The sequence below is a fragment of the uncultured Pseudokineococcus sp. genome (assembly GCF_947495735.1).
Lineage (GTDB): Bacteria > Actinomycetota > Actinomycetes > Actinomycetales > Quadrisphaeraceae > Pseudokineococcus.
The window spans coordinates 223,327-246,670 of sequence record NZ_CANMAA010000003.1 but is presented as its reverse complement, the minus strand read 5'-3'; the positions used below and the strand labels follow the sequence as shown (position 1 = coordinate 246,670).

The 23,344-nt window shown below is 77.8% G+C and carries 17 protein-coding genes and 2 tRNA genes; 15 read left to right on the top strand and 4 right to left on the bottom strand.

What is annotated here, in order from left to right; genetic code table 11:
• Nucleotides 1-139 precede the first annotated feature (139 nt).
• From Q0848_RS06445 to Q0848_RS06430, 4 genes are all read left to right on the top strand, one after another.
• Nucleotides 140-1,840 carry a glycoside hydrolase family 13 protein gene (locus Q0848_RS06445; protein ID WP_366146458.1) on the top strand — a complete coding sequence of 567 codons (1,701 nt, stop codon included), beginning with the start codon at nt 140-142 and terminating at the stop codon, nt 1,838-1,840.
• Between the two features lie 175 nt (nt 1,841-2,015).
• Nucleotides 2,016-2,252, top strand: coding sequence for a DUF6458 family protein (locus Q0848_RS06440; RefSeq protein ID WP_299036172.1), 237 nt, complete (start codon nt 2,016-2,018; stop codon nt 2,250-2,252).
• Nucleotides 2,253-2,273: 21 nt separating this feature from the next.
• Entirely contained in the window at nt 2,274-2,816 is a 543-nt protein-coding gene (locus Q0848_RS06435) for a hypothetical protein (protein WP_299036171.1), read from the top strand.
• Nucleotides 2,813-3,019, top strand: a complete 207-nt coding sequence (locus tag Q0848_RS06430; protein ID WP_299036169.1) for a hypothetical protein — start codon at nt 2,813-2,815, stop codon at nt 3,017-3,019. Before Q0848_RS06435 ends, Q0848_RS06430 begins: the two co-directional genes overlap by 4 nt.
• Before the next feature lie 68 nt (nt 3,020-3,087).
• On the opposite strand, the gene recD is transcribed toward Q0848_RS06430, so the two are convergent.
• From recD to recC, 3 genes are read right to left on the bottom strand one after another with little or no spacing between them, the layout of a single operon-like run.
• Nucleotides 3,088-5,085: an exodeoxyribonuclease V subunit alpha gene (gene recD / locus Q0848_RS06425; protein WP_299036167.1), complete on the bottom strand. Its 1,998-nt coding sequence runs from the start codon at nt 5,083-5,085 to the stop codon at nt 3,088-3,090.
• Nucleotides 5,082-8,729 (bottom strand): UvrD-helicase domain-containing protein, encoded by a 3,648-nt coding sequence (locus tag Q0848_RS06420; protein WP_299036165.1) that lies wholly within the window; start codon nt 8,727-8,729, stop codon nt 5,082-5,084. The genes recD and Q0848_RS06420 overlap by 4 nt, the downstream gene beginning before the upstream one ends.
• On the bottom strand, nt 8,726-12,304 hold the full coding sequence (gene recC, locus Q0848_RS06415) for an exodeoxyribonuclease V subunit gamma (protein WP_299036163.1): 3,579 nt from the start codon (nt 12,302-12,304) through the stop codon (nt 8,726-8,728). The genes Q0848_RS06420 and recC overlap by 4 nt, the downstream gene beginning before the upstream one ends.
• Nucleotides 12,305-12,535: 231 nt before the next feature.
• On the opposite strand from recC, the gene Q0848_RS06410 reads away from it, so the two are divergent.
• Complete coding sequence (locus tag Q0848_RS06410) at nt 12,536-13,423, top strand: GTP-binding protein LepA (protein WP_299036161.1); 888 nt, start codon at nt 12,536-12,538, stop codon at nt 13,421-13,423.
• Nucleotides 13,424-13,480: 57 nt separating this feature from the next.
• On the opposite strand, the gene Q0848_RS06405 is transcribed toward Q0848_RS06410, so the two are convergent.
• Nucleotides 13,481-13,554: transfer RNA gene (locus tag Q0848_RS06405), tRNA-Gly, on the bottom strand.
• 138 nt (nt 13,555-13,692) lie between these two features.
• On the opposite strand from Q0848_RS06405, the gene dcd reads away from it, so the two are divergent.
• From dcd to Q0848_RS06340, 10 genes are all read left to right on the top strand, one after another.
• Nucleotides 13,693-14,268, top strand: coding sequence for a dCTP deaminase (gene dcd / locus Q0848_RS06400; protein ID WP_299036159.1), 576 nt, complete (start codon nt 13,693-13,695; stop codon nt 14,266-14,268).
• A 224-nt stretch (nt 14,269-14,492) separates the two neighbouring features.
• Nucleotides 14,493-15,848: a multidrug effflux MFS transporter gene (locus Q0848_RS06395; RefSeq protein ID WP_299036157.1), complete on the top strand. Its 1,356-nt coding sequence runs from the start codon at nt 14,493-14,495 to the stop codon at nt 15,846-15,848.
• A gap of 136 nt (nt 15,849-15,984) precedes the next feature.
• A tRNA-Ser gene (locus tag Q0848_RS06390) sits at nt 15,985-16,071 on the top strand.
• Between the two features lie 145 nt (nt 16,072-16,216).
• A complete protein-coding gene (locus Q0848_RS19020; protein WP_366146443.1) occupies nt 16,217-17,209 on the top strand; it encodes a cold shock domain-containing protein in 993 nt (330 codons plus the stop codon).
• A 299-nt stretch (nt 17,210-17,508) separates the two neighbouring features.
• Nucleotides 17,509-18,975: a xylulokinase gene (xylB, locus tag Q0848_RS06365; RefSeq protein ID WP_366146457.1), complete on the top strand. Its 1,467-nt coding sequence runs from the start codon at nt 17,509-17,511 to the stop codon at nt 18,973-18,975.
• Between the two features lie 208 nt (nt 18,976-19,183).
• The gene (locus Q0848_RS06360; RefSeq protein WP_366146442.1) at nt 19,184-19,519 is read left to right on the top strand and encodes a metal-sensitive transcriptional regulator; all 336 of its coding nucleotides are present in this window, start codon (nt 19,184-19,186) and stop codon (nt 19,517-19,519) included.
• Nucleotides 19,520-19,647: 128 nt separating this feature from the next.
• A complete protein-coding gene (locus tag Q0848_RS06355; protein WP_299036153.1) occupies nt 19,648-19,863 on the top strand; it encodes a heavy-metal-associated domain-containing protein in 216 nt (71 codons plus the stop codon).
• A complete protein-coding gene (locus tag Q0848_RS06350; RefSeq protein WP_299036151.1) occupies nt 19,860-20,081 on the top strand; it encodes a hypothetical protein in 222 nt (73 codons plus the stop codon). The genes Q0848_RS06355 and Q0848_RS06350 overlap by 4 nt, the downstream gene beginning before the upstream one ends.
• 112 nt (nt 20,082-20,193) lie before the next feature.
• Nucleotides 20,194-22,425, top strand: a complete 2,232-nt coding sequence (locus tag Q0848_RS06345; protein WP_366146456.1) for a heavy metal translocating P-type ATPase — start codon at nt 20,194-20,196, stop codon at nt 22,423-22,425.
• A gap of 58 nt (nt 22,426-22,483) precedes the next feature.
• A complete protein-coding gene (locus tag Q0848_RS06340) occupies nt 22,484-23,263 on the top strand; it encodes an SDR family oxidoreductase (protein ID WP_299036147.1) in 780 nt (259 codons plus the stop codon).
• The last annotated feature ends 81 nt before the right edge of the window (nt 23,264-23,344 follow it).

The following is a 23,344-nucleotide window of genomic DNA, read 5'->3' as shown; positions in this document are numbered from 1 at the left end:
CGCACGGCCCGACGACCGCACGGCCCGACGACCGCACCACGACGACCGCACCACCGACGACCCGCACGCCCCGACCGCCTGGAGCCCTCCCGTGACGAGCACCACCGCCCCGGCCCGCCGCACCCCCGCGAGCGCGCCGCTGGCGTCCCCCACGCCCGCCTCGCCCGACGCCCGCGACTGGTGGCGCCGCGCCGTCGTCTACCAGGTCTACCCGCGCAGCTTCGCCGACGCGGACGGCGACGGCCTCGGCGACCTGCGCGGCGTCACCTCGCGCGTGGGGCACCTGGCCTCGCTCGGCGTGGACGCGGTGTGGCTCAGCCCCTTCTACCCCTCGGCGCTCGCCGACGGCGGCTACGACGTCGACGACCACCGCGCCGTCGACCCCCGCCTGGGCACCCTCGAGGACTTCGACGCGATGGTGCGCGCGCTGCACGCCGCCGGCATCCGCGTCGTCGTCGACGTCGTGCCGAACCACACCTCCGACCGGCACGCCTGGTTCCGCGAGGCGCTCGCGTCCCCGCCCGGCTCGAGGGCCCGCTCGCGCTACGTCTTCCGCGACGGGCGGGGCCCCGGCGGCGACGAGCCGCCCAGCAGCTGGCAGTCGATCTTCGGCGGCCCGGCCTGGGAGCGCGTCACCGAGGCCGACGGCACCCCCGGCCAGTGGTTCCTCCACATCTTCGCGCCCGAGCAGCCGGACCTGGACTGGTCCGAGGAGGAGGTGCGCGAGGACATGCTCGAGACGCTGCGCTTCTGGGCCGACCGCGGCGTCGACGGCTTCCGGGTCGACGTCGCGCACGGGCTCGTCAAGGACGTCGACGGCCACCTCGACGTCCACGTCGAGATCCTCGAGACGGGCCGCGAGGGCGGCAACCACCCGCTGTGGGACCGCGACGAGGTGCAGGAGGTCTACGCCTCCTGGCGCCGCGACGTCCTCGACGCCTACGACCCGCCGCGCTCCGCCGTCGCGGAGGCCTCGGTCCACCCGGGGCGGAGGGCGCGCTACGCCGACCCGCTGGGGCTCGGCCAGGCCTTCAACTTCGACCTCTTCGCCTGCGGCTGGGACGCCGACGAGATGCGGACGGCGATCGACGGCGGCCTGGCGCAGATGGCGGCGGGCTCCTCGGCCACGTGGACCCTGTCCAACCACGACTCCGTGCGCCACACCACCCGCTTCGGGGTGCCGACCCGCGGGGGCGCCGGCTCCCAGGAGGCCGCCAAGGCGTGGGTGACGACGGACGGCCGCGACCCCGTCGACCTCGACCTGGGCCTGCGGCGCGCCCGCGCGGCCCTGCTGCTCGAGCTCGCGCTGCCCGGTGCCGTCTACCTCTACCAGGGCGAGGAGCTCGGCCTCCACGAGGTCGCCGACATCCCCTGGGACGCCCTCGAGGACCCCATCGCCGTCCGCTCCGGCGGCGCCGAGAAGGGACGGGACGGCTGCCGCGTCGCCCTGCCGTGGACGCCCCACGGCACGACGCTCGGCTTCGGTCCCGAGGGCGGGGCGCTGCCCGGCATGCGCCAGCCGGACTGGTTCGGCGCCGTCTCCGTGGCCGCCCAGGACGGCGTGCCGGGCTCGACGCTCGAGCTCTACCGCGCGGCCCTGCGCCGGCGGCGAGAGCTGACGACGGACGACGACGCCCTGACGTGGGCGGACGACGCGCCCGGCGTGCTCCACCTCGAGCGGCCGGGCGGCTGGCGGTCGGTCACCAACCTCTCCGAGGTCGACGTGGCCCTGCCGGCGGGCGAGCTGCTGCTCGCGAGCGACGCAGCCGTCGTCGCCGGCGGTGCGCTGCCGCCCGGCACGTCCGCGTGGGTGCGCGTCGCGGGGGACGACGGCCCCTGACGCCGCTCCGGCCACCCGTCCGGGTGGCGCGCGGGCCCGTCGGGCTCCCGCGCCGCCCGGACGGGCGACGGCCGGGTGGCGCGCCCCGGACGCCGCGACGATCATCGGCCACCAGCGAGCCCGCTGACCGGCGGGCTCCCGACAGCGCCGCCCCGGCGGCCGGACGGAGCTGGGCATGGGCATCGGACTGGGCATCTTCCTGCTCGTCGTCGGCGGCATCCTCGGCTTCGCCGTCGACGCGGACGCCGTGAGCGGCGTCAACCTCAACGTCGTCGGCTTCGTCTGCCTCGCGGCCGGCGCCCTGGCGCTGCTGCTCGGCATCGTGCAGAGCACGCAGCGCCAGCACCGGACGGACCGCGTCGAGTACGTCGACGAGCGCCGCCCGCGCGACTACCCGCCGCCCCGCCCCTGAGCCGCCCGACGAGCGATCGCCGTGCAGCGCGAGACGACCACTGACGGCGAGGCGGACGGGATCGAGCGGCCCATCCGCCGATGGCCCTGGGCGGTCGGAGGCCTGGTGATCGGCTTCGTCGCCTCCGTCGTGATCGTCGACCTCGCGACACCGGACGAGGCCCTGGCCGGGGCGTCTGCCTCTCACCTCTTCGGCGTGCTCGGGACCTTCGTCGTCTCACCTGGCTTCGGTGGTCTCGCTGCTGTCGTGGCAGCCGGGGTGGCGTACCGGGCGGCTGCCGAGGGCCGGCGCCAGACGGAGCGCCAGGCCCTCCTGAGTCGTGACCACGACCGGGCGCAGGCGGCCGCTGATCGCCTCAACGCCCTCGAGGACCGAGAGGACGACCGCTGGTGGACGATGTACCGGATGGTCTACGAGGACGCTGCCGGACTCGGCCAGAACGGGGTGACCCTCGCCTTGGAAGCCCTGGACCGCCGGGCGCACACTGATGAGCAGGACAGCTTCTTGGTTGTCCTGAGCGAGCGGCTCACGCCGACCGACGAGGCGACCCAGGAGGGGCCATGAGTGACGGCGCCGGCAGCGGCAGCACACAGGTCGGTTGGAACGGTGTGACGGATCCTGAGCTGCGCAAGCGCGTGCAGAAGGTCCTCGACCGCTCTCAGGAGCGGATCAAGGACCGAAAGGAAGGGCGTGGGTCTGCGCGCGGGCGCTGGGTGGTCAGTGACGGCCGGCCAGTGCGCGAGGCGCCCCGGCAGGGGCGCGACTGACCCGCCTCACAGCTGTCACGACGCGCTCGGGCCGATCCCCACCACGGTCGGCGGTACGTCCTCCCGTCTCAAGCGCCGTGGACGCCGTCGTCAGTCGACCGCACGGGAGGCCGCAGCCGCTCACGCAGCCCCGACGCGCGGGCGGCCGGGCGCGCGACGGCGGCCAGCAGCGCCTCGGCGTCGCCGACGACCCGCACGCGCTCGCGTGCGCGGGTGAGTGCCGTGTAGAGCGTCTCCCGCGTCAGCAGCGGGGAGCCGGCGGGCGGCAGCACGAGCGTCACGGCGTCGAACTGGCTGCCCTGGCTGCGGTGCACGGTCATCGCGTGCAGCGCCCGCGTGCTCGGCAGTCGCCCCAGTGGCAGGAGCCGCGGGTCTCGACGGTCACCCACGGCGGCGGAGAGGCCGCCCGCGCCGTCGTCGACGAGGACGGCGACGTCCCCGTTGGACAGCCCGGTGGCCGGGTCGTTGACGGTGACGAGCAAGGGCTCGCCGACGTGGTGGCCGTCCGCGCGGCGCACGCGGGGGACGCCCGCGGCCGCCTCGGCCGCCCGCGTCCAGCGCTCGGCCAGCTCGCCCCAGCGGCGCAGCCCGCGGGGGCCCGCGCGGTGCGCCGTGAGCAGGCGGTGCCGGTCGAGCGCGGCGAGGGCGCCCGCGGCGTCCCCGGCCCGCGCCGCCGCCCCCAGCGCCGTCGCGGCGTCGACGACGTCGTCGCGGACGTCGTCGAGGTCGGCCTCCGGCACCGCGTCGGCCGTGGTCGGCAGCAGGACGGCGCCCGGGTCGCCGGCGAGCAGGACGGCGAGGGCGTCCTCGCCGCGCCCGTCGCGGACGGCGGCCGCGAGGCGGTCCACCACCCCGCCGCCGGCGTAGCGGCGGGTGGTGCGCAGCAGGCTGACCCCGTCGCGCACAGTGACCGGCCTCGACGCCCGGGCGTCGGCGTCCGACGGCTCGCGACGACCGGGCTCGTCGGCGGGGAGGGCGCCCACCTCCGCGAGGGCGTCGGCGAGGCGGGGGTGGCGCCCACCGCCGGCTCGTGCGTCGACGAGGTCGCCCAGCACCGTGCCCGCCTCGACCGAGGCCAGCTGGTCGGGGTCCCCGACGAGCACGAGCCGCGTGTGCGGGCGCAGCGCCTCGAGCAGCCGCGCCATGAGGGTGAGCGAGACCATCGAGCTCTCGTCGACGACGAGGACCTCGAGGGCCAGCCGGTCGGAGCGGTCGTGGCGGAAGCGGTGCCGCGCGTCCGGCCGCCAGCCGAGGAGGCGGTGCAGCGTCGTCGCCGGCAGGTCGCCGAGCCGCTCGCGGTCCTCCTCCGGCAGGTGCGCCGAGGAGTCGCGGACGGCCTCGGCGAGCCGCGCGGCCGCCCGGCCGGTGGGGGCGGCCAGCGCCACCCGCCACGTCGGGTGCTGCTCGCGCAGCAGAGCGACGACCTTCGACACCGTGGTCGTCTTGCCCGTGCCGGGGCCCCCGGCGAGGACGGAGACGCGGGCGAGCGCACACCCCGCGGCGGCCTCCCGCTGGTCTGCGTCCGTCGGGTCGAAGAGACGGTCGAGGGCGCGCCGCAGGACGCCCGCGTCGAGGTCGTCGGGCACGTCGGCGGCGCGGGTCGCGAGCTCGCGCGCGACGAGCTCCTCCTGGTCGCGGTAGCGGCCGAGCCAGACGCGACCGCCCTCGACGCGCAGGGGGCCGCCGGCGAGGGGGCTGGCCGCCACGCGGGCGGCCCAGTCCTCGCCCGGCCACACCACGGTGTCGACCGTGCCGCCTGCTGCCGCTCCCTCGTCAGCCGTCCCCTCCGCCGTGGACCGGGTGCCGTCGTCCGCCTCGTCGTCGACGTCGTCCGCGGCGGTCGTGTCCCGGGCCGTCGCGAGGTCGACGACGACCGAGCCCTGCCGGGTGGAGCGGACCACGAGCGCCGCGGCGAGCAGGACGGCCTCGTCCTCCTCCCCGGCGAGCGCGCCCAGGCGGCGGGCGACGTGGACGTCCGCGGCGTGCAGCAGGCCGGCCCGGTTGAAGTCGCGCAGCAGCCCGGTGGCGCGCAGCGCCAGGTCCCCGGCGCGGGGGTCGCCGCTCACGGCGCCGTCCCGCGGCCGGCGAGGTGGTCGGACGCCGCGACCACGAGCGCGGGCGGCGTCGCCCACGCCATGACGCCGGGCACCGCGCCGTCCTCCGCGGGCGCCACCGACGGCCCGACCATCCCGCGCACGAAGAGGTACAGCGCTCCGCCGAGATGGCGCTCCGGCGCGTACGCGGGCAGCCGCCAGCGCAGGAAGCGGTGCAGGGCCACCTGGTACAGCAGCGCCTGCAGCGGGTAGTGCGCGGCCACCATGGCCTCCTCCATCGCCGCCGGGCGGTAGTCCCAGGACGTCAGCGGCCGCTCGGGGACGCCGAGGCGGTTCGTCTTGTAGTCCACGACGACGTAGCGCGCGTCGCCCCCGTCGGGAGAGGGCAGCCGCAGCACCGCGTCGACGCTGCCGGTGAGGTAGCCGCGCAGCCCGCCGTCCTGCCCCGCCCCGTCGTCGTGCCCGCCGTCCGCGGTGAGGTGCTCGAGCGCGTCGGCGTAGGAGGCCAGCGGTCCGTCGGGGCAGTGCCGCCGCCACAGCGGCACGAGCCCGGCCAGGGAGGGCTGCAGCGCGGCGGCCCCGGCGTCGTCGCCCCCGGCGAGGGGCAGCTCGAAGTCCAACTCCGGCAGGCGGTCGCGCGCGGGGACGTCGACGAGGCGGCGCCCGCCCGCGAGCGGTCCGAGGGGTGTCCTCAGGGCGAGGTCGAGGGCTCCGGTGAGCACGTCGACGTCGAGGGCGAGCCCCTGCGCCGCGGCGTGCTCGGCGACGAGGTCCCGCAGCACCCGGTCGGGGGCGCCGTCGGGAGCGGCGAGGGCCGAGGGGTCGAGCTCCTCGAGGACCGCGTGGACGAGCACGCCGAAGCGCGCGCTGCCGGCGAGGGCGTCCCACGCCGAGGGCACCGCCGCGGGCACCGGGCCGGCCCCGCCGGACTCCCCGGCGCGGGCGGGAGCGCCGTCCGCGGGCAGGCGCTCGTCGTCCTCGACCGCCGCCTCCGGCTCGACGAGGGCCCCGCCCGCGGGCGCTGGGCCGGCGTCGTGCGCGGCGGCGGTGAGGGCGCTGTAGGAGGTCCGGCGCCACGACGCGTCGAGCGCGCGGTGCCAGCGCGCCGCTGCGAGGCCGTCGACCACCCGGTCGGGCGCGCGCCACGGCCGGCCGTCGGGCGGGCCGGCGACGCGCTCGACGACGAGGCAGCCACCGCTCGTGGCGGCCCGGGCCGCCAGGGCGGCGACGGCGTCGTCGTCGGAGGGGACCGGCACGACGGCCGGGGGGACACCGTCGTCGAGCGCACCTGCGGCGCTCGGAGCGGCGAGAGGCCGGTGCAGCAGCAGCCGGTGCAGCGCGCCGCGGCCGGTGTTGGTCGTCCCCGCCCACCAGGCGGTGAGGTGGCTCGCGGCCCTGGTCAGGGCTACGTACGCGAGGCGCAGCTCCTCGTCGGACTCCGAGCGGTGGTGCTCGCGGACGTGGTCGGCCCAGCCCGGTGCGCCGGGGCCCCCGACGTCGCGGCACCGGCGGCCGTCGGCGTCGTGGACGAGGGCGGTCGACGGCTTGGTGTTCTGCCACATGTCCCACGCGAAGGGCACGAGCACGGCGGGGAACTCGAGGCCCTTGCTCGTGTGCACGGTGAGGACCTGCACCGCGGCGGCGTCGGACTCCAGCCGGCGGCTGCGCTCGACGACCCCGTCGCGCCCGGCCTCCTCCACCTGCTCGCGCAACCACGCCAGTAGGGCCGAGACGCCGAGCCCGTCGCGCACGGCGGCCTCGTGCAGCACCTGCCCGACGTGCCGCAGGTCGGTGAGCCGGCGCTCGCCGCCCACGGTCCCGAGCAGCCGCTCGGCGAGGCCGGCGGCGTCGGGCCGCGGCCGCTGCACGGCCTCGAGCAGCGCGCCGACCCCGCGGGCGTCGAGGAGCCGGGCCCACGCGCGCACGCGCAGCCCGAGGTCGTCGACGAGCGCGTCGCCCCCCTCGTCGAGGGACAGGGCGTCGTGGCCGCCGAAGGCGCCGAGCGCGAGCAGCCGCACCCTGGCGCCGCGCTGCGGCTGCTCGAGCGCCTCCAGGAGCACGGTCCAGTCGTGGGCGGCCGGCGTCGTGAAGACGCTCGTGCGCCCGCCGACGACGACGGGCACGCGGACCCGCTCCAGCGCCTCCCGGACCATCTGGGCCTGCGCGTTGGTCCGCACGAGCACCGCGACGTCGCCCGGCGCGAACGGCCGCTCCTCGCCGACGTCGCCCGCGGGAGCGGGCCCGTCGGGAGCGGCCGAAGCGTGGTCCGCCCGGCGGCGCCGCTCGGGCGTGGTGGTCGTCACGGCGCCGCCGACGAGCGCGACGACCTGCGCGGCGACGTCGTCGACCACCCGCTGCCGCATGCCTGGCACGCGCGCGAGCCCGTCGCGCGTCAGCGGCAGCGCGTCCCGCGGGACGACGCGCAGCCGCACCGGCGGCACTCCCTCGACGCGGCGACCGGTGAAGCGCGCCGCGAGCGGGCGCACCTGGATGCGGGCGTCACCGAGGGCGGCACCGGCGAGGACGGCGTCGAGGCCCCGCAGCACCGGCTCGTCGCTGCGCTGGTTGGTGGTGAGGGTCCGCAGGTCCGAGGCCGTGTCGCGCGCCTCGAGGTAGGCGCGCACGTCCGCCCCGCGGAAGCCGTAGACCGCCTGCTTCGGGTCCCCGACGAGGACGAGGGCCCGGGCGACGCCGGCCTCGGCCGCGGGCGCCGTGACCGGCCCGGAGGCGGGTGCGGGATCGTGGAAGGCCGACCGGAGCACCCGCCACTGCACGGGGTCGGTGTCCTGGAACTCGTCGACGAGGACGACGCGGTGCAGCGCCCGCAGGCGCTCGCGGGCGCGCGGGCCGCTGCCCGGGTCCCCGAGGACGTGCACGAGGCGCAGCAGCAGGTCGTCGTAGCCCATCTGACCGGCCGCCCGGAGCCGACGCTGCACCTCCGCGCGGACGGCGCGGCCCACGCGGGCGCGCAGCGCGGGCAGCACCGGGACGTCGGGCTCGCCGTCCCGCGGCAGCAGGTCGGTGGCCGGGTCGAGCGCGGCCACGCGGGCGAGTTCGCGGAAGTCCGCCGGGGAGAGGGTCGGCTCCTCGGCGCCCGCCACGGCCCACCGGCGCAGGTAGAGGTCGTGAGCCACCTCGTCGACGACGTCACGCACGTCCTCCACGAGCTCGGTGCGCGCATCGTGGTCGGCGCCCGCGCCGAGCGTGAGGAGGACGCGCTGGCAGAAGCCGTGCGTCGTCGTCACCGTGGCCGCGTCGAAGGAGGCCAGGGCGTCGGCCAGCCGGCGGCGCCGGAGCGCCACGTCGGCGGCGCCGCCGCCGCGCAGCAGTGCGAGCAGCTCGTCGGGCTCCTCCTCCGGCGGGACGTCGCGGGAGAGCGCGTCGCGCGCTTCGACGAGGCGGGCGCGCACTCGCTCGCGCAGCTCGCGGGTGGACTCGCGGCTGAAGGTCATGACGAGGAGCTGGTCGACCGGCAGGCCCGCCTCGGCGACGTAGCGGGCGACGAGCGCCGCGATGGTCCACGTCTTCCCCGTGCCCGCGCTCGCCTCCAGCAGCGTGGTGCCCCGCGGCAGGGGGTCCGCGAGCCGGAAGGCCTGCGGCTCGTCGACGGAGGGCTCGTCGACGGAGGGCTCGTCCGCCCCCGTCACGGCGCTCACGCCGCGGCCCCCCGACCGCCGGCCTCGGCGTCGAGCAGCCGGTCCCACACGCGGCGCGCCAGCGCGCCGAGGCGCGTCGGCTCGTCGGGCGCCCAGCCCGGGCCGCGCTCGGCGTCCGTGGGCGGGCCCCACAGGTCGGCCGACGGCAGCTCGCGACCGTGGAGGAGCAGGTGCTCGGGCTCGGCCGCCTCCCCCGGGAAGCGGTCGGAGTCCCACCGCCGGGCCGCGGCGTCCTGGGCGGCGAGCACGCTGCCGCCACCGCGGCGGCGCGTCGCATAGGCCTCGGCGGTCTTGAGCGGCAGCGGCAGCGGCTCGTCGAGGCCCGCGCGGTGCAGGGCGACGAGCTCGGCGAGGGCCGTCCGCGCGTCCTCCACGCCCAGGGGGCCGAGGACGCTGCGGGCGGCCCCGCCGTCACCGCCCGCGCGCCCGACGGCGACGGCCCGCCACGGTGACGCGCCGCCGTCCCCGGCCCCGCCGGCGGGCCCCCCCGCGGTGAGCGCGAGGAGGTCGAGCCACGCGAGGAGCCGGTGCTTGGGCCCGAGCCGCGAGGCGGTGAGGTGCATCGCCACGTCGCCCCGCACCCCGCCCACCGTGCCGACCACGCGCACCGGCGGGCCACCGCCCGGGAGCGGGCCGAGGTCGGCGTCGACGTCGACCGCGCCCGGGGGGATCGAGCGCTCCGCCTCGGACGCCCGGACGACCGCCTCGACCTCGCTGCCCACGCCGCGCAGGTACCGCTCGCCGAGCGGGCCCGGGGGGAGGTCGCCGCGGTGCAGCTCCACGGCGAGGAGGTCGGCGACGTCCTCACCCGCGACCCGCCGGTCGAGCAGCCGCTGCGCGAGCGCCCACCGCTCGAGGCCGTCGGGGTCCAGCGGCAGGGCGTCGTCGGGCTCCTCGCCGGGGCGGACGACGGAGACCTCGAGCCGCTGGCGCCAGAACGCCCGCACGGGGTGCAGCAGGAAGGAGCGCAGGTCGGCCAGCGACACCTCGGCGGCGGGCGGGCGCGCGGGCAACGGCGCGGCCAGCACGGGACGCGGCGGCCGGCGCAGCCCGGCCGCGGCGCGGGCCGCCGCCAGCGCGCCGGTGTCGAAGCTGAAGGGACGCGGTGTCGGGGCCCCGGCCGGGTCGTCCCCGGCGGAGACGTCCGCGGCCGGGGTCCGGAAGGCCCGGGCGTCGAAGGGCTGCAGGGGGTGGGTCGTCGTGACGACGTCGCGCACGCGGCCGCCCGGGACGGTGGCGGTGCGGTCGAGCGCGTCGAGCAGCTCGTCGACCGGCACGGCCGGGGGGACGTGCGCGCCGGTGCGCTCGTCGGCGCCCGTGACGAGGACGAGGAGGTGGTCGCCGGCCGCGGCGACGGCGTCGAGGAGCAGCTGGCGGTCCTCGCTGCGCGGGTCGTGCTCGCCCGTCCACGGGTCGCGCACGAGCAGGTCGTCCCCGTCGACGGCGCTGCGCCGCGGGAAGGCTCCGTCGTCGAGCCCCAGGAGGCAGACCACCCGGCTGGGGACCGAGCGCATCGGCACGAGCGTGCAGACCGTCATCGCCCCCGTGCGGAAGCCGGCGCGCGTGGGGCGCCCGACGAGCAGGTCGGCCAGGAGGACGCGGACGTCGGCGGCCCCCAGCGGCGCCTCGGAGGAGCCCTCGGCCGCGCCGGCCAGCTCGCGGTGCAGCTGGGCGGTCTGCCACGGGCTGTCCGGGTCGGGCGCCGCGAGGCCGAGCACCGCGTCCTCCAGCGCGGCGGCCCAGGAGGAGGCGTCGCACCGTCCCGCGAGCAGGTGCACGACGGCGTCGAGCCGGTCGACGAGCTCGGCCAGCGACCCCGCGAGCGCCACGTCGGAGCTGTCGACGTCGTCGAGAGGGACGGCGCCGCCCAGCACGAGGTCGGCACCGCCGCTGCCGCCGACGTCCGCGGTGGCGGCCGGGTCGGCGGCCGCTGGCAGGCCCTCGACGGCCACCCCGAGCAGCAGCCGGTCGATGCCGGCGCGCCACGTGCCCTGCCGCAGCCCGCTGAGCCCCCACCCGGCGCGGTGGTCGGCGTCGAGGCCCCAGCGGACGCCGGCGGCGACGACCCACCCGCGCAGGCGCTCGAGCGCGTCGTCGTCAAGGCGGAAGCGACGGCGCACGGCCGGGTGGCCCGCCAGGTCCAGCACCGCGGTGGCGGACACGCGCGAGCCCACGAGGTCGAGCACCTGCGCGAGCACCTGCAGCAGCGGGTTCTCCCGGCGCGGGGCGCGGTCGGCCACGCGCACCCGCAGGTACCGGACGGGGTGCCCCGCGGCGGCGACCACGGGCCCGGGCGCGCCCTCCTCGCCCTCCTCGACCGACCCGGCGCCGAAAGCTGCGGCCACGAGCGGCGCGAAGGCCTCGACGTCGGGGCACAGCACGAGCACGTCGCGCGGCTCGAGGGTCGGGTCGTCGGCCAGCAGCCCGAGCACCGCCTCGCGCAGCACCTCGACCTGCCGCACCCGCCCGTGGCAGGAGTGCAGGCGGACGCTCCGGTCGCCAGGGAGCACCGACGGCGGGTCCACCGACACCTCGTCGCGGGCGAGGGCGCGCTGCAGGCGCTGCAGCAGCGTGCGCTCGGCCGACGGGTCGCCCTCGCCGTCGTCGCCACCGCCCCGGGCCCGGTCGGACGGCAGGTGCTCGTCGCGGTGCTCGACCGGCGCCGGCGCGACGGAGGCCGCGCCGTCCGGGGCCGGCCCGGCCAGCCCGTGCAGGCGCAGCAGCTGCTGGAGCTCGAGCAGGTCCCGGCCCAGCGAGCCGAGCAGGGGCTCGCGCAGCGCTCGGCGGACGACGTCGTCGCGCCGCCGCCGGGGCGCCGGGGCGCCGGCGACGGCGTCCCACAGCGCGGGGCTCGCGTGGTGCAGCCACAGGTGCACCTCGCGGTGGCCGGCCAGGGCCCCGAGGACGGCGAGGCGGGCGGGGGACAGCCGCGTCGGGCCGTAGACCGAGAGGCGGTCGGGGAGGTCGACCCGGTCGGGCTCGGCGAGAAGCCGGGCGCAGGCGCCCTCGAGCAGCTCGGCGGGGGATGGGCCCAGGCGCTCGCGCAGCGCCCGCCAGACGTCGACCTGCCAGCGCAGGTCCTCGGGGACCTCGCCGTCGGCGCCGTCGGAGCAGCCTCCGGCGGCCCAGTCGACGAGCATCGCCGGCCGCGCGCGCCCGTAGGCGGCGAGGCGCTGGGCGAGCTGCTGCACGGCGGCCATGCGCCGGCCGTCCTCGGCGAGCGCGCGGTCCAGCGGCGTGCCGCCCTCCTCGAGCACCGCGAGCAGCGGCCACGCGGACCGCCCGGCCGACCAGGCCTCCACGGCCGCGGCGTGCTGCACGGAGACGGCGGCCACGGCCTCGTCCAGCACGCGCCCCGGGCGCGGCATGTCGACCCGCGCGCAGACGCCGTCGGGCGCGCCCCCGGGCGAGGCGCCCAGGGCGTGGGAGAGCCGCTGGGCGATCCAGCGCTCGACCCCCTGCGCGGGCACGGCGACGACGTCGCGCGCGAACGGGTCCTCGGGAGGCACGGCGAGCACGTCGGCGAGCCCGCGCACGAGCGCGTCGGCGCTCTCGCTGCGGTGCACGACGAGCACGGGGCCTCCTGCGGCGTCCGGCGGCCCGGCCGGGCCGTGCGCCGAGGACCGGCGACGGTGCGAAGGCTAGGAGAGGCCGCCGACACCGCGGGCGCCGGCGCCGGCCGGTGAGGGTCGCCCTCCCCCGAGAGAGCGGTTCCGGCCGCGCGAGTGAACCTCCGCGCCGGCTCTGCCGAAGGAGGGGCGTAGGAGCACCACCGCCAGCCCGCCCACAGGGAGCACCACGCCACCATGTCCGCACCCCGCGCCGACGCCGCGCGCATCGCCGAGCACGTCGACCGACTCGCCGAGCGCCATCCCCCCATCGACCTGGCGACCGCCGACTACGCCGTCCGCGACCCCCGGGCGGTCCGCGAGCGCTTCGGCCTCGCGCTCGACTACATGGCGCGCGTGGAGATGGAGGTCGAGCGCAACGTCCTCGAGCTCGCCGTCCTGCTGCCCGAGGTCAGCGAGAGCGACCGCCGCTTCTACGCCGACGTGTGGAGCCCGCAGGAGGAGCGGCACGGCGTCCTGCTCGACACCCTGGCCCACTACCTGGGCATGCCGCCGGTGGCGGCGAACACCGAGGACGTGCCCCGCAGCGTCCGCATGCTCGGCCTGCTCTCGCACCTGACGCCCGTCCACGAGGTCATCCGGCTCCTGTACTACCTGACGGGTGCGGCGACGGAGAAGGCCGCGATGATGGCCTACGCCTCCATGAGCGAGGGCCTCGCCGAGATGGGGGAGACGGCGATCCAGCGCACCGTCGTCGACGCGATCAAGGTGCAGGAGCCCGGCCACTTCGCCTTCTACCGCCTCAGCGCGCAGGAGATGGTGGAGACCGGCGCCCTCGCCCCCTGGCAGATGCACCTGGCCCGGCTGCTGCGCTCGCGCGCCTACAGCCTCGTGGGCGCCAAGTCGGAGGAGCAGCGCACCGACTTCGGCGGCGTCATCGTCGAGCTGGGCCTCGACGAGGACCTCGAGCGCAGCGTCCGCGACATCTCGCGGCTCGAGTCGCAGCTGCTCTGGGCGCACGACAAGGGGATGGCCGTGCCGGGCTACGCGCTCAAGGCCTTCCGCGAGGCCGCCGCGGACTACCGCGAGCGGCTCGTGGGCGGCCAGGCGCTGGTGCCGGCGTAGTCGTCCCGCGCCGCGGACGACGAAGGGCCCCGACCGTGCGGTCGGGGCCCTTCGCGCTGGAGCGGGTGACGGGAATCGAACCCGCGCTATCAGCTTGGGAAGCTGAAGTTCTGCCACTGAACTACACCCGCGCGCCCTCGCCGTGGACGAGCGGGTGCCACCCTACCCGGACCCCGGCCGTGCCACGGGCCACCGGGCGGCGGCGTCGCGGCGGGTCCGGTCGGCGGGCGAGCGCCCGTGGCCGAGGCGCTGGCCGCTACGGTGCGGGCGTGCTGCTCTCCGACCGGGACATCCGCGCCGAGCTGTCCTCCGGCCGCGTCGTCCTGGACCCGCTGGACGAGGCGATGGTGCAGCCCTCCAGCGTCGACGTCCGCCTGGACCGCTTCTTCCGGCTGTTCGACAACCACAAGTACGCGGTCATCGACCCGGCGCAGGAGCAGCCCGACCTCACGCGCCTGGTCGAGGTCGGCCCCGACGAGCCCTTCGTGCTGCACCCCGGCGAGTTCGTGCTCGCCTCCACCTTCGAGGTCGTCACGCTCCCCGACGACGTCGCGGCGCGCCTGGAGGGCAAGTCCTCGCTGGGCCGTCTGGGGCTGCTCACGCACTCGACCGCCGGGTTCATCGACCCCGGCTTCTCGGGTCACGTGACGCTCGAGCTCTCGAACGTGGCGACGCTGCCGATCATGCTGTGGCCGGGCATGAAGATCGGCCAGCTCTGCTTCTTCCGGCTCTCCTCGGCCGCCGAGCACCCCTACGGCAGCGAGCGGCACGGCTCCCGGTACCAGGGCCAGCGCGGCCCCACGGCCAGCCGCTCCGCGGCGAGCTTCCACCGCACCCGCGTCTGACCGACCCGCCGGCGGGGCGTCCTCGCCCCGCGTCCCCGGGGGCGCGGGCACGTCGTCGGCGGTCGCGGCGCAGAAGCCACGTGACGGACGAGCCGGGCAGTGACATCCTGGGAGCGGGAACAGATGCCGCAGGCACGGGCTTCTGGTCTCACAGGTGCGCAGTGCAGCCGCCGTCCGACCGACCGCCGGCGTACTGCGCCCCGTCCAGGAAGCAGACAGACCCTGTGACTGCCACACCCCGATCCGCCCCGGTGCACCACGCCGCCGTCCCGCACACCCGCGAGGCCCCGCCGCAGGGCCGGCCGGTGGAGGACCTCCCGCCGCCCCGGCACGACGACGACCAGGGGCCCGACGTCGGCGCCTCGTGGTCCACGGGCCAGCGGGTCCGGCTCATCCTCGTGCTGGGCGTCCTCGTCGCGCTCGGCCCGCTGACGATCGACCTCTACCTGCCCGCGCTCCCGGCCATCTCGGAGCAGCTGCTCGCCACCGAGGCCCAGGTGCAGCTGACGCTGACCGGGCTGCTCGCGGGCCTCGCGCTCGGCCAGCTCGTCCTCGGCCCCCTCAGCGACCGGCTCGGACGGCGTCCGGTGCTCATCACGGGCGTCGCGGTCCACGGGCTCGCGTCGGTGCTCTGCGCGCTGGCCCCCACGGTGGAGCTGCTCACGGCCGCCCGCGTGCTGCAGGGCGTCGCCGCCGCAGCCAGCGCCGTCGTCGCGCTCGCCGTCGTCCGCGACCTCTTCAGCGGCGTCGCCGCCGCCCGCACGCTCTCGCGGCTCACGCTCGTCATGGGCGCCGCGCCGATCATCGCGCCGGCCCTCGGCGGATTCCTCCTCTCGCACACCAGCTGGCGCGGCGTGTTCGTCACGCTCGCCGGGCTCGCCGTCGTCCTCGTCGTCGTCGCGGCGAAGCTGCTCCCCGAGACGCTGCCCGTCGAGCGCCGTCGCACGGGCGGTGCCGGCGAGGTGCTGCGCACCTACCGCGGCCTGCTCCGCGACCGCCGGTACGTCGGTCTCGTGCTCGTGGCCGGCTTCGCGTTCTCGATCCTCTTCTCCTACGTCTCCGGGTCGTCCTTCGTCCTGCAGGAGGAGTTCGGCCTGAGCCAGCAGCAGTACGCCTTCGCCTTCGGCGCCGGGGCGATCTCCCTCATCGGGGCCACGCAGCTCAACCCGGTGCTCGTCGAGCGCTTCCACCCCGTCCGGGTCATGCAGGGCGCGCTCGTCGCGGCGGTCGCGTTCACGACGGCCCTGCTCGTCCTCGTGGGCACCGGCACCGGCGGCGTCCTCGGCCTGCTCGTGCCCGTCTGGTTCACCCTCGGCGCCGTCGGCTTCATCCTCCCGAACGGGCCGGCGCTGGCGCTGACGCGGCACGGCCGCTCCGCCGGCACGGCGGCCGCCCTGCTCGGGTGCGCCCAGTTCGGCGTGGGCGCCCTCGCGGCGCCCATGGTCGGCCTCGTCGGCGGCGGCTCCCTCGGCATGGCCTCGGTCATGGTCGGCGCGGCGCTGGTCGCCCTGGTGATCCTCATGCTCGTGGTCCAGCCCAAGGTGCTCGCCGCCCCCGCGTCGTCGGCGCGCGCCGCCTGACCGCTGCGCCACCCCACGACGGCCGCCACCCACCCGGGTGGCGGCCGTCGTCGCGTCCGAGGGCCCTCGCGCCGGTCGGGCGAGCCGCCGCCGCACGCCGTCCGGCAGACTGAGCGGGCGCCCCTCGGCGGGGCGAGGAGGGCTGGCCGAGCGGCCGAAGGCGGCGGTCTTGAAAACCGCTGGGCGGGCGACCGTCCCGTGGGTTCGAATCCCACGCCCTCCGCACCTCCACCCTCGCGCGAGCGCGCGCTGGGTCGCGGCGGGGTGGCCGTCCGACCGGTCGGACGGCGCCCCGCCCGCGGTTCGCCGACCGCGCGACGTCCGTGACACTGGAGGGCCGACCGCCCGTCCTCCCGAGGAGCTCCCCCGTGCCTGCTGCCACCGTCCGCTGGTTCGACACCGAGCGGGGCTTCGGCTTCCTCGCGCCCGAGGACGGCTCCGACGACGTCTTCGTGCACGCCTCCGAGGTGCTCGGCGGCGACGGCGTGCGGGCGCTGCGCGAGGGCCAGGTCGTCGACTTCGAGGAGGGGGAGGGGCCGCGCGGCCCGCAGGCCCTGCGGGTCCGCGTGACCGGCGACACCGCGCCCGACGTCGCCCTCGGCGTGCTCGGCAGCGTCGCCTGGTTCGAGCCGACCAAGGGCTACGGCTTCCTCATCCGCGACGGCGGCGGTCCGCAGGTCTTCGTGCACGGGTCCGCGGTGGTGGGCGGAGCGGTCCTCGGCGAGGGGCAGCGGGTCGCCTTCCTCCTCGGGGAGGGCGAGAAGGGCCCGCAGGCGGAGCACGTCCTGCCGCTCGAGGACACCGCGGAGCCGGTCGCGGCGGCCGCGGACGGGGCCGACGGGACGGTGCAGTTCTTCGACGAGGACAAGGGCTTCGGCTTCGTCGCGCCCGACAGCGGCCGTGGGGACGTGTTCGTCCACGCCCGCGCGCTCGCCGAGGGGCTGACGTCCCTCGCCGAGGGCGACCGCGTCGCGTACGACGTCGTCCAGGGCGACCGCGGCCCCCAGGCGCAGGACGTGCGCGTGGTCGGCGGTGCGCCGCACCGCAGCGAGGCGGGCCGTGACCGGGAGCCGCGGGGCGCCGCCGACGCCCGCGGTGGTCCCCGCGGCGGCACCTCCGCCCCGCGGGGTGGTGCCTCCCCGCGGGGCGCCGCGCCGGCACGTGGTGGCGAGGGCGTCGTCGTGCGCTTCGACGCCGACCGGGGCTTCGGCTTCATCAGGCCGGACGCCGGCGGGGACGACCTCTTCGTCCACGTCTCGGTGGTCCGCGGCACGGACGTCCCCGGCGAGGGCGACCGCGTGCGCTACGGCGTGCGGCAGAGCGACCGCGGGCCGCAGGCGGACCGGGTCGAGCTGCTCTGAGCCGCCTCGGCCCGGCGAGCGCCGCCCGTGCTCCGGGCCGGGGCACGACGTCGCCGTCGCCCGCGTCGACCCGTCGACGACGACACGCGCTGCCTGTCAGCCTCCGGGTGTCGCCGCAGGGCCGGGCGACGGCGCTCGTGGCCGACCCGCTCGTCGTCCGCTGACGCGTGCCCGCCACCTCCTCCGGGTCCGCCCGCCGGGGGAGGGGGCGGGGCGTGGCAGGCTGGCGCGCGGCGCTGCGGCCGGCGCCCCCGCTGCGCGCGTCGCGCGCGGACACCCGTCCAGGAGGCTCCACCGCCATGCTCGTCGCCGGGATCGACTCGTCCACCCAGTCCTGCAAGGTCGTCGTCCGCGACGCCGAGACCGGCGCCCTCGTGCGCTCCGGCCGGGCGTCGCACCCCGACGGCACCGAGGTCGACCCCGCCGCCTGGTGGGCGGCCCTGCAGGAGGCCGTCGAGGACGCCGGCGGGCTCGCCGACGTCGAGGCCGTCGCGGTGGGGGCCCAGCAGCACGGCATGGTCTGCCTGGACGCCGCCGGCGAGGTCGTGCGCCCGGCGCTGCTGTGGAACGACACCCGCTCCGCGCAGGCGGCGCAGGACCTCATCCTCGAGCTCGGCGACGGCGACGAGGAGGCCGGGCGCCGGGCCTGGGCCGAGCAGGTCGGCATCGTGCCCGTCGCGAGCTTCACCGTCACCAAGCTGCGCTGGCTGGCCGACTCCGAGCCCGAGAACGCCGCGCGGACGGCGGCCGTGGCGCTGCCGCACGACTGGCTGACCTGGATGCTCGCCGGCGGCCCGCAGGCGGGTCTCGAGGCGCTCGCGACCGACCGCGGCGACGCCAGCGGCACGGGCTACTGGAACGCCTCCACCGGCGAGTACGTGCCGGAGCTGCTCCGCCGGGCGCTGCGCCGCGACGCCGGCGCCGAGCTGCCGCACCTGCCGCGCGTCCTCGGCCCAGCCGAGAGCGCCGGCCGCGGTGTCGAGGGCGGGCTCGCGCCCGGCGCGCAGCTCGGTGCGGGGACGGGCGACAACGCCGCCGCCTCCCTCGGCGTCGACGCCCGGCCGGGCGACGTCGTCGTCTCCATCGGGACGTCGGGCGTCGTCTCCGCGCCGTCGGACACCGCCCCGGTGGACCCGAGCGGCATCGTCGCCGGCTTCGCCGACGCGACGGGCCGGCAGCTGCCGCTCGTCTGCACGCTCAACGCCGCGCGCGTGCTGACGGCGACGGCGAGCATCCTCGGCGTCGACGTCGGTCGCCTCTCCGAGCTCGCGCTCGAGGCGCCGTCCGGCTCCGGCGGCCTCGTGCTCGTGCCATACCTCGAGGGCGAGCGGACGCCCGACCGTCCGGGGGCCACCGGCGCGGTGCACGGCATGACGCTGGCGACGTCGACGCCCGCCCACCTGGCGCGCGCCGCCGTCGAGGGGCTGCTGTGCGGGCTCGCCGACGGCATCGACGCGCTCGTCGAGCAGGGCACGCGCGTCGACCGGGTCGTCCTCGTCGGCGGCGGGGCGCGCTCGGAGGCGCTGCGGCAGATCGCCCCGGTCGTCCTCGGGCGCCCGGTGATCGTGCCGCCCCCGGCCGAGTACGTCGCCGACGGCGCCGCCCGGCAGGCCGCGTGGGTGGCGCTGGGCAGCGCCGAGGCCCCGGAGTGGGGCGAGGGGGCGCGCGACGGCGACAGCGTCTCGCTCGACGCGCCCGCCGACCCGGCCGCGGGCCTCGCCGTCCGCCAGCGCTACGCCCAGGTGCGCGACCTCACCGACCGCTGACCCGGGCCTCGAGGGGGAGGGCGACGTGCGGCCACGTCGCCCTCCCCGCGTCCCGCGCTCGGGCGACGTGCGGCCGTGGCGACCCGGGGGTGCGCTGGTTCCGCGGTGCCGGACCACACCTCGGGGGAGCCGCGCGGAACAGACGGTGGGCAGAACTCGTTGTGCAGATACCCCACCGGGGTAGGGTGTAGCCGACGAGAGGGGTGCGATGACCACCACGGACACGGTCAGCACGGGGGACGGCGCTGAGCACGGCGCCGGTCACGTCGGCTACATGCAGCACAAGGAGGACTACCTCAAGAGGCTGCGCCGCATCGAGGGGCAGGCCCGCGGGCTGCAGCGGATGGTCGACGAGGAGAAGTACTGCATCGACATCCTCACGCAGGTGTCGGCGATGACCCGGGCGCTGCAGAACGTCGCGCTCGGGCTCGTCGAGGAGCACCTGGCCCACTGCGTCGCCGACGCCGTCGCCACCGGCGGCCCCGAGGGCGACGCGAAGGTCCGCGAGGCCTCCGAGGCCATCGCCCGCCTCGTCCGCAGCTGACCGCCCCGCGCCGTCCGACGTCGGCCATGAGGCGCCCCGCCACCGGAGTCGTCGAAGGCCCGGGTCTAAGGGGCACCAGACCCCCGCGCACCTGCTCGACCACCCACCGCGAGTCCCAGGAGGACGCCATGCGCACCGCCACCTACGCCGTCACCGGCATGACCTGCGAGCACTGCGTCCGCTCCGTCACCGAGGAGGTCGGCGAGGTGCCCGGCGTCTCCGGCGTCGACGTCGACCTGGCCTCCGGCTCGCTCGTCGTGACGGCGGGCGACGACGTCACCGACGCGATGGTCGCCGACGCCGTCACCGAGGCCGGCTACTCCGCGACGCCCGCCCCGGCGTGAGCCCGGCCACCGGGCCCGCCCCGGCCCCGGACGGCCAGGGCGACGGGGCGCCCGCCGACCGCCCCGGCCGGGCGCTGGGCCTGTTCGGGCTGCTGCTCGTCGGGGTCCTCGGCGCCGGCCTGGGCCTCGGCGCCCTCGTGGGGCCGGTCTCCCCGCCGGGCGAGCCGCCCGCGCCGGAGCAGCACTCGACCACCGAGCACGACACCGACCACGGCTGACGCCCCCGCCAGCCCGCCGTCCGCCCGCACCAGGAGGTGCCCCGTGGCCCGTGCCACCGACCACCGCGACCAGGTCGCCGCCGCGTCCGCGGACGCCGCCGACGTCCGCAGCCTGGACCTCGCCATCGGCGGCATGACGTGCGCCTCCTGCGCCGCCCGCGTGGAGCGCAAGCTCGGCAAGCTCGACGGCGTCAGCGCCACGGTCAACTACGCGACCGAGCGGGCGCGCGTGACGGCGCCCGCGGGCACGGACACGGGCGTCCTCGTCGCGGCCGTGGAGTCCGCCGGCTACACCGCCCGCGAGCACCAGCCCGCCGGCGCCGAGATCGCGGTCGACGAGGCCGACCCGCTGACCGCCCTGCGCCGCCGCGTGGTCGTCTCGGCCGTGCTCGCGGTGCCCGTGATCGTCCTGGCGATGGTCCCGGCCTGGCAGTTCCCCGCCTGGCAGTGGGTCTCCCTGGCGCTCGCGCTGCCGGTCGTGGCCTGGGGCGGGTGGCCCTTCCACCGCGCCGCGTGGACCAACCTGCGCCACGGCGCGGCGACGATGGACACGCTCGTGTCCGTCGGCACCCTCGCCGCGCTCGCCTGGTCCCTGTACGCCCTGGTGCTCGGCAGCGCCGGCGAGATCGGCATGACGCACGGGTTCACCTGGCTCGCCGGGTCGGCCGACGGCAGCGGGTCGATCTACCTGGAGGCCGCCGCCGGCGTCACGACGTTCGTGCTGGCCGGCCGCTACCTCGAGGGCCGCTCCAAGCGCCGCGCGGGCGCCGCCCTGCGCGAGCTGCTCGAGAGCGGCGCCAAGGACGTCGCGGTGCGCCGCGAGGTCGACGGCGAGGTGGTCGAGGTGCGCGTGCCCGTCGAGGAGCTGGGCGTCGGCGACGTCTTCGTCGTCCGGCCGGGGGAGAAGGTCGCCGCGGACGGCGTCGTCGTCGACGGCGCCTCGGCGGTGGACGTGTCCGCCCTGACGGGGGAGCCCGTGCCCGCCGAGGTCGGCCCGGGCGACGCGGTCGCCGGCGGCGGCGTCAACGCCGGCGGTCGGCTCGTCGTGCGCGCCGAGCGGGTCGGCGCCGACACCCAGATCGCGCAGACCGCGGCCCTCGTCGAGCGCGCCCAGGAGGGCAAGGCGCAGATCCAGCGCCTGGCCGACCGCGTGTCCGCCGTCTTCGTGCCCGTCGTGGTCGCGCTCGCGGTGGCGACGCTCGGCTTCTGGCTGGGCGCGGGCGCCGGGTGGGCCACGGCCATGACGGCGGCGGTCGCCGTCCTGATCATCGCCTGCCCGTGCGCGCTGGGGCTGGCCACGCCGACGGCGCTCATGGTCGGGACGGGGCGCGGGGCCCGGATGGGCGTCATCGTCCGCGGCCCCGAGGTGCTCGAGCAGACGCGCCGCGCGGACGTCGTCGTCCTGGACAAGACCGGCACGGTGACCACGGGGCGCATGGCGCTGCTCGACGTCGTCGCGGCACCGGGGGAGGAGCGCGACGAGGTGCTGCGCACGGCTGGCGCGCTCGAGGCGGCCTCGGACCACCCGATCGCCCGCGCGATCGCTGCGGCGGCGGGCCAGGACGGCAGGAGCGGGCTGCCCGACGTCGCCGGCTTCGCCTCGCTCGACGGGCTCGGCGTCGAGGGCTCGGTCGAGGGGCGCGCGGTGCTCGTCGGGCGCCCGGCGCTGCTCGCCGACCGCGGGCTCGCCCTGCCCGAGGAGCTCACCGCCGCGCGCGCCCGCGCCGAGGCGAAGGGGCAGACCGTCGTCGCGGCCGGCTGGGACGGCGTCGCGCGGGGGCTGCTGGTGGTCGCGGACACCGTGAAGCCGACGTCCGCGGACGCCGTGCGCCAGCTGCGCGCGCTGGGCCTGCGCCCGGTGCTCGTCACCGGCGACCACGAGGCCGCCGCGCGGGCGGTCGCCGCCGAGGTGGGCGTCGAGGACGTGGTGGCGGGCGTCATGCCCGCCGGCAAGGTCGACGTCGTGCGCCGGCTGCAGGGCGAGGGGCGCGTCGTCGCGGTGGTCGGCGACGGCGTCAACGACGCCGCGGCGCTCGCGCAGGCCGACCTCGGCCTGGCCATCGGCACGGGCACCGACGTGGCGATCGAGGCCTCCGACCTCACGCTCGTGCGCGGGGACCTGCGCTCGGCGGCCGACGCCGTCCGGCTCTCTCGGGCGACGCTGCGGACCATCCGCGGCAACCTCGTGTGGGCCTTCGCCTACAACGTCGCCGCGATCCCGCTGGCCATGGCGGGCCTGCTGACGCCGATGGTCGCCGGCGCGGCGATGGCCCTCTCCTCGGTCTTCGTCGTGACGAACAGCCTGCGGCTGCGCCGCTTCCGCTCGACGTCCGGCGCCGTCTGACCGCGGCGGGCGCGGAACTCCCTTGCTCCGCTCGGTGAGGAGAGGACAGGGTCGCTCGGTGCAGCCTCTGCGGGACAGGGTCGTCGTCGTCACCGGTGCCAGCCGGCGCATCGGCATCGGGGCGGCGGTCGTCCGCCGCGCGGCCGCCGACGGCGCCGCCGTGCTGGTGCACTCCTGGGAGGCGCACGACGCCGAGCAGCCCTGGGGCGCCGACGAGGGCAGCGCCGCCGCGCTCGTCGACGAGCTGCGCCGCGACGGCGCCCGCGCCGAGCACGTCTCCAGCGACCTGGCGGACCCCTGGGCGCCGCAGGCCCTCGTCGCGGCCGCCCGGGAGGCCTTCGGCCACGTGGACGCGCTCGTCGCCAACCACGCCCGCAGCAGCGCCCAGCGCCTGGAGGACCTCACCGCCGCCGAGCTGGACCTGACGTCCGCGGTCAACGTCCGGGCGACGCTGCTGCTGGCGCAGGCCTTCGCCGCCCAGCACGACGACGAGCGCCCCGGCGGGCGGCTCCTGTGGTTCACCTCGGGCCAGCACCACGGCGCGATGCCCGACGAGCTGCCGTACATCGCGTCGAAGGCCGCGCTGCACGGGCTCACGCGGAGCCTGGCCGTCCACCTGGCGCCGCGGCGCATCACCGTCAACTGCGTCGACCCCGGACCCGTCGACACCGGCTACGCCGACGACGTCGCCCGGGCGGCCGTCGCCGCGGCGAGCCCCTCCGGGCGCTGGGGCACGCCGCAGGACACCGCGCGGCTCGTCGCCTGGCTGCTCGGCGACGAGGCGTCCTGGGTCACCGGGCAGACGATCGGCTCGGACGGCGGCTGGTCGGCGCGCTGAGCCGCGCTCCTCGAGGGCGCTGCGGACCGCGCTCGCGCGCCACGGCGCGTCCCCGCGGCGGGCGAGCCGCGCCCGGCGTGT

What these genes read in the sequence shown, in the direction of transcription:
- Q0848_RS06440 (WP_299036172.1), top strand. Translation starts at nt 2,016, where the DNA reads ATGGGCATCGGACTGGGCATCTTCCTGCTCGTCGTCGGCGGCATCCTC.
- Q0848_RS06430 (WP_299036169.1), top strand. Translation starts at nt 2,813, where the DNA reads ATGAGTGACGGCGCCGGCAGCGGCAGCACACAGGTCGGTTGGAACGGT.
- Q0848_RS06410 (WP_299036161.1), top strand. Translation starts at nt 12,536, where the DNA reads ATGTCCGCACCCCGCGCCGACGCCGCGCGCATCGCCGAGCACGTCGAC.
- xylB (WP_366146457.1), top strand. Translation starts at nt 17,509, where the DNA reads ATGCTCGTCGCCGGGATCGACTCGTCCACCCAGTCCTGCAAGGTCGTC.
- Q0848_RS06360 (WP_366146442.1), top strand. Translation starts at nt 19,184, where the DNA reads ATGACCACCACGGACACGGTCAGCACGGGGGACGGCGCTGAGCACGGC.
- Q0848_RS06355 (WP_299036153.1), top strand. Translation starts at nt 19,648, where the DNA reads ATGCGCACCGCCACCTACGCCGTCACCGGCATGACCTGCGAGCACTGC.